This window comes from Allobaculum sp., assembly GCF_047010065.1.
Lineage (GTDB): Bacteria > Bacillota_I > Bacilli_A > Erysipelotrichales > Erysipelotrichaceae > Allobaculum > Allobaculum fili.
In genome coordinates this window covers 1-7737 of the sequence record NZ_JBKXLD010000103.1, presented here as the reverse complement: position 1 = coordinate 7737, position 7737 = coordinate 1, and the positions used below count along the sequence as shown (strand labels likewise).

General features: G+C 48.9%; 6 protein-coding genes and 1 rRNA gene. All 7 read left to right on the top strand.

What is annotated here, in order from left to right:
* The first annotated feature begins 69 nt into the window (after window positions 1–69).
* A 5S ribosomal RNA gene (rrf, locus tag ACLUYS_RS08525) occupies window positions 70–176 on the top strand.
* Window positions 177–632: 456 nt separating this feature from the next.
* A complete protein-coding gene (locus ACLUYS_RS08520) occupies window positions 633–1793 on the top strand; it encodes an MBL fold metallo-hydrolase (protein WP_230268443.1) in 1161 nt (386 codons plus the stop codon).
* A 222-nt stretch (window positions 1794–2015) separates the two neighbouring features.
* Window positions 2016–3362: a hypothetical protein gene (locus ACLUYS_RS08515; protein ID WP_412659600.1), complete on the top strand. Its 1347-nt coding sequence runs from the start codon at window positions 2016–2018 to the stop codon at window positions 3360–3362.
* A complete protein-coding gene (locus ACLUYS_RS08510; RefSeq protein WP_230268445.1) occupies window positions 3359–6325 on the top strand; it encodes an Hsp70 family protein in 2967 nt (988 codons plus the stop codon). Before ACLUYS_RS08515 ends, ACLUYS_RS08510 begins: the two co-directional genes overlap by 4 nt.
* Window positions 6326–6639: 314 nt before the next feature.
* The gene (locus ACLUYS_RS08505; RefSeq protein ID WP_230268446.1) at window positions 6640–7215 is read left to right on the top strand and encodes a hypothetical protein; all 576 of its coding nucleotides are present in this window, start codon (window positions 6640–6642) and stop codon (window positions 7213–7215) included.
* Window positions 7216–7262: 47 nt separating this feature from the next.
* On the top strand, window positions 7263–7511 hold the full coding sequence (locus tag ACLUYS_RS08500) for a helix-turn-helix domain-containing protein (RefSeq protein WP_230268447.1): 249 nt from the start codon (window positions 7263–7265) through the stop codon (window positions 7509–7511).
* Between the two features lie 25 nt (window positions 7512–7536).
* Window positions 7537–7737 (top strand): hypothetical protein (locus ACLUYS_RS08495; RefSeq protein WP_288340531.1); only part of this gene is annotated, 201 nt, incomplete at its 3' end.

Sequence of the window (7737 nt, the reverse complement as noted above, 5' to 3'; positions counted from 1 at the left end):
GATCGCGTTAGATCGTTATGTTGGAAGACTGATGTTTGTTTTTGGAAGATCCATTCGAAAAATCTAATGTATGGTGGCGATAGCCTGCAGGATACACCCGGAAACATATCGAACCCGGCCGTTAAGCTGCAGAACGCCGACAATAGCCGCAAGGCAAAGATAGGAAGCTGCCAGACAAAATGAAATCCCCGAAGGATAAAGGAGAGATCCAATATCTTTCGGGGATTTTTTTGCTGTCTGGAAATTTGTTCGAGAAATTTGCGTATTGAAAAATTTGTTTTTCGATTCGTCGGAGGCCTGCCCGAACACCAGGCGATCCTGTTTTCTGTCGAAACGATTGGAATTTTTACAGGATTCGCAAAGAACCTTTTAAATCTGGAGTTTTACGTATCTCTTAACAGAACTTTCGGGAGTCTTAGAAAGCACATACCAAAAACGGAGCGTGAGTCTTTATAGTCAGCCGTTTTGAAGGTTCACCCCCTGAAAAAACGGTTTCTGTCGAATGGATAAAATCTATGTACCGAAATACGAAACGCCTGCTTTAGCAAAACAATCGTATTTCCGTATCGGACGCAAACTTTGTACGAAAGATGCGCCAAAGAAATTTGCGAGGAAATGGAAGAAGGAAGGAAATGGAAAAACCAAATGTATTTGTACCCCTGGGCGGGGCACAGTCTGTTGGCGACAGCTGCTATTTTGTCCGTATGAATGGTGTGAACATCCTTCTGGATGCGGGAGCTGCAGTTCATGAGGGGCAGATTGAATATCCAGATTATGAATACCTCCTTCGGGCTGGCATTCTGGAAAGCTTCAGCGAAATCAATCTGATTCTGATTTCCCATGCCCACCTGGATCATTGCCGTGGTTTGCCTGTGCTGACCAATCTGGCAAAAAATGCGGAAATCTGGACGACAGAAACGACATGGAAACTGGTTGAGCTCCAGCTCCAAAGGGGATTTCATCGGGATCTGCATGCTTCCAATCTATGGGTGACGCGGATACAGGAGCGAGTAGAATTTCTGGATTTCATGCAGGAACGAAGTTTTGCCGATCTGAAGATCACGTGCCTCCAGGCTGGCCATATTCCAGGAGCTGCCATGTTCTGGATCCAGAGCCGGAATAGCTCTCTGCTGTATACCGGCGATTACAGTCTGAACCAAATGCCGCTTACTGGGTCCGCCATTTTGCCCGAAGATATCCATCCGGATGCGCTGATTCTTTGCGGTCTGCATGCACTGGATGAATACAGGTGTACCCGCTCCGGTCTTTCTGGTCTGCTGGGCGCAATTCAAAGCCATATTGATGCCGGCGAGGCAGTGAACTGCCTGATTGGGCAGCTCTCCAAAGGGGTAGAGTTTCTCAAAATTATTCTCGATGAAATCGATGGTCTGGAGAACATCTATCTCGATACACGGGTTATGGATACCGTTCATGCGCTCGAGCAGAGCGGGATTCCGATACTGGATAAAAAATGCCGGATGCTGGCGGGGGAAGGAGATGACGTTTTCGATGCGCCGCATACCATAACGATTGCCTCCGATTTGCGCTGTTTCCCGTTATACATCGATCCGTGGATAGTGGATTTCACGCTGCATGAGTCATATCTCCAGATGAAGGAAATTCTAGAGAGGCTCAATGCCGTACAGGTGTTTATCGTTCACTGCGATCCCCGGCGACAGAGCGGCCGGCCGATTGATCAGCGCCTTCTCAATGAAGGCAGATGCTTCTCGCAAATCGAAATGCCGCAAAAGAAGGAGATTTTCCTTCTGCCGTTTCAGCCCGCATCCTGCTGAAAAGCTGAGAGGAGGTTTCGATCAAGGCGATCGATCTAATTTGAACAGAGCTGATTTTGTCATATCCCGTCCGAGCAGAGCCGTTCAATTCAGCTCGATCAGACTTTGACCGTATCTCGGTTGGAATATTGCCCAAACGCAGAAGTTTGTATGGAAAGAAATTCAGGAAATGAAATTCAGGAAATGAAATTCAGGAAAAGAGATTCAGGAAAGGAAAGCCAAATGAGTGACCACAGAAAAACATCCCGCCGCCCGCATAGAAATGTACCCCGACAGGACGAAAAAAGAGAAGACGTAAAGCCAAAAAAGAAACCCGTCGAAAAGGAGGGAGAAAAGGCAGCTCGATCCTCACGACAGACTAGACCGGAGACGAATGCGAAAACGAAATCCTGCCCGAAAAACGAAACCAGAAATCAGGAGAAATCTGAGGGCAATCCAGAAAAGCGAAACGCAGCATCTTCCGCAGTTCGACCTGGCTCTGAGGCGACAGCCGCTTCGCCTACGGTGCAGGATCAGGTGATCGATAAGCTGCACGAAAAGATTCAAAACCGTCATGCCAAAAAGAGAGTCCGTCAGGAGATCAGCAACGAAAACTGCATGCTCATGGTCTGCCTGCAAAACCCCGGACTGAGTCCGATGCAGATGGTTGAACGGGTGAATACGTATTACGGAACGATGGTTCGCTACGATGACGTCCTGGAGTTTTTCCGGGTGCAGAAAATCAATCGGCCAGAAGTTCGCATCGCGATTTTTACGCAGGCAAAACAGAGCGCATCGCTTCTTGAACAGGCTATGAAAAACGATTTGTCCGCTCTCAATCAGTTCGAAGAAGAAATGAAAAGCCGTTCGAAAGAATTTGGCATTCATCGACAGTTCTTCTCTCGCATCCTGCTGACGACCTTCTTCCAGAACAATCCAGCCTTTCATAAATATGGCGATGAAGAAGATGTCGCCCTGATGGGCAATACGCTGCAGTTTTATACCCTGCTGGATTTGATCGATTCCATTCGACAGGCCATCGAAAATCAGGAAGAGGTCGAAAGCGCAGAAGAAAAAACGCTGAAAACCGTACCGGTTCGCGAACTGGAAAAAGCCAGCCAGAGAATTCGCGAGCTGGAAAGCGCGCTCGAGAGAACCGGCTATCTTCTTTCCGATTTGCAGGATGAATTCGACGCCCAGCTCGAACAGAACAAGATTCGGGAAATCGTCGAGTTTTTCTCGCAGCTCAATTCGGAAAAATACGGCTTTTTGCTGGATGAACTGCTGGCCCTGCAAAAAGGCGTCAGCCGTCTTCGTAAGCAGAAGTACGAAACGCCGCCCGAAATCAGCGGCGTTCTGATCCTCGTTCGAAAACTGATCCAGTTTGTTCAGGACAGTCACATTAATCCGATGTTCCGCCTCGATCAGGTGCTCGAAATTACCGCATCTCAGGCCGAGGAAATGGACTACGAAGGCGATCCGTTTCTCGACAATACGATGCTACGGAAAGTCCAGGTGCTTTCCCCCGGATGGATTTATCAGGATAAGGAAATTCAGATTTCAAGACCAAAAGTGAGGGAAATGAAATGACAAATCAGGCGAATGAACTTTGTGTCGGCATCGATCTGGGTACGACCAACTCTGTAATTGCGTTTACCAATACGCGTCCAAACGGCGATCTCGTCAGCCGGGTCTTCTCGGCCAGACGAAGCAACGATGTGTATTATGTGGCCGGTTCCGGGCAGTCGGTTTCCACCGTTCTGGAACCGACGCTGCCCAGCGTTGTGTACTATTCGATGGAAAGCGGCTATCAGCCAATAGTCGGCAACTTTGCCCGTCATCAGTATGCGATTCGTCCGCATCTGGTGGCGCGTTCCATCAAAAGCCAGATGGGACAGCCCAGAGTCACCGGGCTTTCTCCGGATGTTCCGGATGAGACGCCGGCTAAAATTTCCAGCCGGATTCTCAAGCATCTGATCGCGGATATGTCCCGCAAATTCCGCACGCCGATCGAAGAAGCGATTATTACCGTTCCGGCTAGCTTTGATGCCATCATGTGCGAAGCCACACGAGAAGCCGCAAGGCTCGCTGGACTTCGGATTTATCAGGAAGACGGCAGTGAAATGCCGATTCTGCTCTCGGAGCCCAACGCGGTGATTTACGATCTCATCAACCAGATTCGAAACGGGGAAGTACCCTCCTCGCTTCTCGATGTTTCTTCGAAAAAGCGCGTTCTGGTCTTTGATCTGGGCGGCGGCACGCTGGATGTTTCCCTGCATGAAATTGAGCAGGATGCGCAAAGCGGTTCGCTGATGGTGGATGAAGTCGCCACCAACCGCTACACCCGCCTGGGCGGCGATGATTTTGATCGTCTTATTGCGGACGCGATGTATCAGCGTCTCTATACGCAGTATCACAAGCATCCGGAAATCCAGAATAAAATTGTGCAGCTGAAAGAGCAGATTTATCCGCAGCTGCTTGATAAGGCGGAAGGCTTAAAGCTTTCCGTGAGCATGGCGCAGGAAGATGTGCTGGGCAGCGGCTGGGGCGATGATGAGGAAGAGGATCTGTATCCGGTCGGCGGCCGAATCAGCACCCTGGGCTACGCGTATGATGATTCCTTCACCAGGGAAGAAATAGAAGAAATCCTTTCTCCGCTTATGGGAAAGGATCTGACGATCGATCAGTATCAGAATATGGATACGATCGAAAATACGAAAAATATAATTTACCCCATTCTGGATGTTTTAAACAAAGCGTCCAGAGATACAGAAGGACCGGTTCCGGTCGATGCAGTCGTGCTGAATGGCGGCATGTCCAAGTTTTATCTGATCGAATCCCGTCTGGAAGAGTTTTTCGGCTTTAAGCCGATTACCGCAGTGGATCCCGATCAGTCGGTCGCCCGCGGTGCCGCGATTTATCATTATCTGCTGAAGCACAATCAGATCGCGAAGGGAAAAGGCCAGGTCGAACAGCTGCAGGAAGAAGGACTCGATCGAAAGGAAACGCTCGGATCCAATCCAGCCGATCCATCGGGTTCCAATGGCTTCGGAGCTTCTGCTGATTCTGAAAATGTGCAGGACGTTTCAAATATGACCTGGACAAATTCTGGCTCTTCGTCCACAGGTCAAAGCCTGAACGCTTCGGCTGGGTCAGAGCGGACTGCGGGTTTTCGGATTCGCCAGACCAGCATTCTCAATGAGAGTCTGTATTTGCAGGGGCAGAATGACATTCATCGAAAAATCATTGAAGCCGGGACAAAGCTTCCGCATGAATCCGCTGTTTTAAACGGATTCATGATTCGAGCCGGTCAGAACAAGATCGCCATTCCGATTGAACATCGAAGCTACGATGGTTCGTATCGAATCATCGCCAACGGCGTCGTGAATCTGAACACGGTGTATGAGCAGAATTTGCACGTGCGTCTGCAGATGAATCTTTCCAGCTCAAAAATCCTTTCCCTTCGTGCCTGGATTGTCGAAAATTCAGACAGCGAGGACGTGCTGGAAGAAGTTTCAGCACAGCTTTCCGTCTCTGGCGTAGGCCGTTCGGAACCGAAGGGGGCCCCGAAAATGCTTCCAAGTCTGATTTTCCAGAACACCCCAAGAAAAGTATCGACGGGCAATATGCAGGGAACAGGAACGGTGGATGTTTCCCGGCTTCTTCGAAACATGGAACGGGCTCTGGAATCTATGGATCGAGTGACCCATCCTGTACAGCGCGGAGAAAAAGTGAAAGAAGCCGCGCGGATCGGCAATCAGATTGCATCCTGCGCCAATAAGAAGGAAGCTGCATTTCCAGTTTTGGCCCTTCTGAAAAACACGACCAACGGTTTTCTGCGTGAACGGCTGTTCATTATCGCACGAAAGCTTGCTCCGTTCTGGACCGAACGGCAGACCGGCGAACTGGTGAAGATTGCCAAAGTTTACCTGACCAGTTCTCAATCGTATGGCCCAAAAACACTCAATCGCAATGGAGCGAATATTGAAGCCATTCATACGATCAGCGCATGCGGCAAACCGAAGGATGCGCTGGATATTCTGGGAATGGGCTACGAACAGCAGTATCGCAATCCTCTGCTTAACCTTTGCGGTAAGCAGCAGGTCGCCATCGACTGGATCAGCCGCTGCTTCTTAGAAGATGCGGATGCGGTATTCCTTCGCAAGCCCTGCAAGATCAGCGAAAGCACGCGTGCTCTGGGCAATGCGCTGCGCTTAAGTTCCGGACAGCGTGTAGCCATGTCTTCCCGAGACTTTTATATGGAAAAGCTCATCGCTCTGCTGCAGTCCGGATCGCTGTTTGACTTTGAAGTCGACAGCTGTCTGGTTGCGCTGGGCAGTATCGGCGATCAGCGCTTTGCGGACAATACGGTGGACGAAAAAATGCTCGAACGGGCACGCCGCTGCATTTCCAGAGTTCCGGACATTTATATCGACGTCCTCGCCACGCGTTTTGACCGCGCCAGAGAAGTCGTTGACATGCTTCTTTCCGGTCAGAAACTGGAGGCGGATCAGGAAGCGTATCTTCTGGTTATGCTGGAAGGAAACGACTAGCTCTTCAGGTCGTATGCACGTCAGACCAGATTTCACCGATCAGCAGAAGAACAGAGGAATACGATAGAAGAATGGAAGAACAATACCCAGAGATTCAAAGCTTCTTCATAAATCCATAAACCCATGAACGCCTGGACTTTACGAACATCGAGAAGATCCAGGCGCTTTTTTACCCTCGATTCCTGGCGCATGGGAAACAGTGTGGATTTGTTGTTTATGATAAACGACTAAAAACATTCGATAAACAATAAATATAGAATGCAAAACGTTAAAAATCATGGTATACTCTAGCCATCAAACAGGAGGAATTCCGTATGGAAAAACTGTATGCCAGTCCCGCTTTTCAAAAAATCGCCATTGTTCTGATGAAAGTGATCGAAATTCTTTACTGGATCGGATCGATCGGCATGCTGCTTCTCATGCTTTACGGTCTGTTCAATCCAAGTGCTCTGCCTGAGCTTGCTGCAGGCCTTCGATCCTCCGGTCAGGATCTTGTGATCGGTAGCTACTCGCTCGAAATGAATACCGATACGGCTGCGTTGGCAAACCAGGATCTTGTTCTGTTTCTGTTTGCGTGCATGCTGATGATGACCATGATCGCGATGATTTTTCGCAATCTCTATCTGATCTTCCGGCGGTCCGAATCCGGTACGCCGTTTGATTCGGATTCCATTCGCATGATGGGCGAAATTGGGATTTTCTCGATTCTGATTCCCGTTATCGGTCTGCTCTTCAGCGTCATTTTGCGCATCCTTCATTTCTTTACTTCCGGTACAGCGGTCATGACGGTGTACATGGACGGTATCATTCTTGGCATCATCGTCTTCTTCATTGCCGGCTTCTTTGTTCGAGGCCATCAGCTTGAAGAAGATGTAGACGGACTGATTTAGTCTGGATTTTTGTTAGACTGAATAGAGAAAACGAGTCAGAAACAGCTATGGGAAAAATCATTCTTCATCTTGACCGGGTGATGCTCGAGAGGCATATGAGCCTGAATGAACTTGCCAGCCAGGTCGGCATTACCAACGTCAACTTATCCAAAATCAAAAACAATAAAGTCAATGCGATTCGCTTCAGCACACTCGAAGGGATTTGCAGAGCGCTGAACTGTACGCCCGGCGATCTTCTCGAATACGTACCCGATGAATCTGACGAAGCGAAACCCAAAGAGATATCGGAAGAGTAATCCGAAAGAGTAATCCGAAAGATCCATGAGAGGGTGCAATCTGCAGGAAACACGGCTTCGTGTTCCGAATGGAAATGAGATCGTCGACAGGGTTGAGCAGGATCGCCTGCATACCTGTTGTCGGGCAGCTGCTTTCCGTCAAAAATGCATAAATAAAAAACGGATGGAAAAGAGGCTGCTGAAAAAGTCCCGTTTTTTGAAGTATAAAATCCGTGAAATAAAATTA

Bases quoted from the DNA above. Each gene is read 5' to 3' on its own strand.
- ACLUYS_RS08520 (WP_230268443.1), top strand. From the start codon at position 633: ATGGAAAAACCAAATGTATTTGTACCCCTGGGCGGGGCACAGTCTGTT.
- ACLUYS_RS08515 (WP_412659600.1), top strand. From the start codon at position 2,016: ATGAGTGACCACAGAAAAACATCCCGCCGCCCGCATAGAAATGTACCC.
- ACLUYS_RS08510 (WP_230268445.1), top strand. From the start codon at position 3,359: ATGACAAATCAGGCGAATGAACTTTGTGTCGGCATCGATCTGGGTACG.
- ACLUYS_RS08505 (WP_230268446.1), top strand. From the start codon at position 6,640: ATGGAAAAACTGTATGCCAGTCCCGCTTTTCAAAAAATCGCCATTGTT.
- ACLUYS_RS08500 (WP_230268447.1), top strand. From the start codon at position 7,263: ATGGGAAAAATCATTCTTCATCTTGACCGGGTGATGCTCGAGAGGCAT.